The following is a 2,722-nucleotide window of genomic DNA, read 5'->3' as shown; positions in this document are numbered from 1 at the left end:
GTAAGCCATCAGCAAACCCCGTATTCGCCCAATAGTTCCCAAAGGCTATCTTCGCGCAAATTCTAAAATGCGCAGAAATGAAATATCAAACCATTGAACAGTTCAGGGAGCTTTACAACGAGTGGAAGTCCAGCCGCCTCACGGTCCGTTCGTTTTGTAGGAATATGGGGATTAACGAATCCCGGTTCTATTATTGGAAGAAGAAAATCGAAGCACCCATAGAGACGGCATCCGGCAGCTTCATTCCCATTCAGATGAACCAGGTAGGAATGGAAAGATACAGATATGCAGTCCGCAACCAGGCAAGAGTATGGGACCCGCCTCCGCTTCCGCCCAGGATGTCTGCGAAATTGTTTACGGCAATGGCGTCATCCTGAGAATCAAATCCGACATGAGCCTGGAAATGCTCAAGGCATTAATCACCCTATAATCCTACTGCCATGTTCTGCCTGAATGATAGCAATCGCTTCTTTCTTTATCCTTATCCTACGGACATGAGGAAAAGTTTTTATTCCCTCAGCGGGATAGTCTCCAATGAAATGAGTATGAATGTCCAAAATGGAGACGCATACGTGTTTCTGAATAAAAACCTGACCAATCTGAAGATACTCCATGCCGAGTTCGGAGGGCTGGTCATCTATAATCTGAAACTTGAAAGAGGAACCATACAGCTTCCGGAAATGGACAAGGAGGACATGTCCGGTTCGCTTACCGTAGCCTGGTCCGAGCTGGTTCTGATGGTGCAGGGACTATCACTTTCGCAGTGTACCAGACAGACCCGGTGGTCGCCTAGGAAAAAGTAGCTTTTTTAGCACAAAAAGTGCTTTACAGTTGCCTGTGTCAGCGATTTTCTGTATCTTTACATCGTAAGGAAAGAATAGAAAATCATGTCAGAACAAACCCAAGAACAAGAATTGATTGCACGCCTGCTGCTCGACAGGGATGACGAATACCGTCGTGCAAACATGGCGGAGCAGCAGGTTGCCGAGCTTTCTGACATGAGCGTTCTGAGACAGAAACTTGAACAGCAGATAGCTGACCAGGACAAGGAATTGTCCAAGAAGAAGCAGACCGTAGAAAAGTTGGAGAACAAGGTCAGCGAACTTGAACAGAAACTGAGATACCTGGAGCGTAAAGTCTGGGGTTCCATGTCGGAAAAGAGACGCCTGCCCGAGGATCCTTCCCAATTACAACTGGACTTCGGCAAATTGGAGATGTCGGAAGACGAACAGGAACTCGTCAAGGAAGCGCTTGATGAAATCAAGGATTATAAGAAAGTCCACGTAAAAGAGCATGTGAAGAAGGTTCCAGTAAGGCAGAAACTGCCAGAATATCTTCCCCGCATCGAAGAGCATATCTATCCCGAAGGCTACAAGGGATATGAAGATGAATGGATACTCTTTGAAGACACCGAGACATCGGAACATCTTGAACTAAAACCCGCTGAATTCTATGTCCGTGTCACGGTTCGCCACAAGGGCATGCGTAAGGAAACCAAGGAAATTATCACAGCGCCGGTACCGAATGAACCGCTTGCCAAAAGCTATGCTAGCACCTCCCTGCTAACAGACCTGATGGTCGGGAAATATGTGGATCACCTTCCTTTCCACCGGCAAATACTGATTTACAAACGTATCGGAGTCACCCTGCCGGCCTCCACCATCGAACTCTGGTTCCATAGCGTGGCCGACCTCATGAGGCCCACCTATTACAGACTGAAGGAGTTGATCCTATCAAAGGATTACATCCAGTCCGACGAGACAACCATCCCCATCGTGGACAACGAAAAGCAAAAGACCGTCAAAGGGTATCTGTGGCTGGTTAAGGACATCGGAAGCAATCAGGTCTTCTTCCACTACAACGAAGGCTCCCGAGGACAGAAGGTGGTCATCCAACTCTTCAAGGATTACAAGGGGGCCATTCAAACAGACGGTTATACCGGATACAGTATCTTGGAAAAATTTGATGGAATAACGACTCTGAACTGCTGGTGCCACGCCAGACGCTACTACGACAGGGCTTTGAACAACGATAAGGCGAGGGCTGAATACGCACTTGCCCAGATTGGCCTGCTCTATGACGTGGAGCACATGGCCGACGACCAAAATATGGACGATGAGCAGCGCAGACAACTCCGCGTCCGGCTGGCATACCCCCTGATAAGGCTTTTGAGAAATGGTGTGTCGCCGAATATCCCAAGGTGCTTCCCAAAAGTCCCATCGGAAAAGCATTGGCATATACCATCACTTATACGGATGGGCTGGCGCGTTATGTGCTGGATGGGAAATACCGCATGGATACGAATCTGATCGAGAACAGCGTCCGTCCCGTAGCCGTAGGAAGACGTAATTATTTATTCTGCGGCAATCATGAAGCGGCAGAAGACGCTGCCGTCATCTATTCACTGATGGGATGCTGCAAAGCGGCTGATGTTGACTTCAAGGCTTGGATGAATTATTTCCTGAACAACGTTCACGAATATGACGCAGACTACAAGAAAGATCTTGCAGAACTTCTACCACTCTCTCTGAAAAAGAATCAAATTATCTGATACTTCTGCAAGAGTGTTGGAGAAATCTCTAAAACATCCTCTGATTTTATAGAACCTCTCCAAGAAAGTCATAGCTGTCTACAGCTTTTTAGGAGAAGATTCCTAAATTCTCTGAGACTTCACTGACTTTTTCAGAGGGAGTTTGAGATACGGGGTTTGCTGATGGCTTAC

General features: G+C 47.3%; 2 protein-coding genes and 1 pseudogene. All 3 read left to right on the top strand.

Features of this window, described 5'->3' with window-relative positions; all coding sequences use genetic code 11:
• The first annotated feature begins 77 nt into the window (after positions 1-77).
• The 3 genes and pseudogenes from tnpA (at position 78) to tnpC (ending at position 2,551) form a co-directional block, all read left to right on the top strand.
• On the top strand, positions 78-377 hold the full coding sequence (gene tnpA / locus JCM10512_RS25205) for an IS66 family insertion sequence element accessory protein TnpA (RefSeq protein WP_052517335.1): 300 nt from the start codon (positions 78-80) through the stop codon (positions 375-377).
• Positions 378-440: 63 nt separating this feature from the next.
• A complete protein-coding gene (gene tnpB, locus JCM10512_RS20905; RefSeq protein WP_044165872.1) occupies positions 441-803 on the top strand; it encodes an IS66 family insertion sequence element accessory protein TnpB in 363 nt (120 codons plus the stop codon).
• An 84-nt stretch (positions 804-887) separates the two neighbouring features.
• Positions 888-2,551: pseudogene (gene tnpC, locus JCM10512_RS20900) on the top strand (IS66 family transposase).
• Positions 2,552-2,722: the final 171 nt, after the last annotated feature.

The organism is Bacteroides reticulotermitis JCM 10512 (genome assembly GCF_000517545.1).
Taxonomy (GTDB): Bacteria; Bacteroidota; Bacteroidia; order Bacteroidales; family Bacteroidaceae; genus Bacteroides; species Bacteroides reticulotermitis.
This window is presented reverse-complemented; position numbering and strand designations above follow the sequence as displayed.

Coding starts and splice junctions, on each gene's coding strand:
- tnpA (WP_052517335.1), top strand. CDS start 78: ATGAAATATCAAACCATTGAACAGTTCAGGGAGCTTTACAACGAGTGG.
- tnpB (WP_044165872.1), top strand. CDS start 441: ATGTTCTGCCTGAATGATAGCAATCGCTTCTTTCTTTATCCTTATCCT.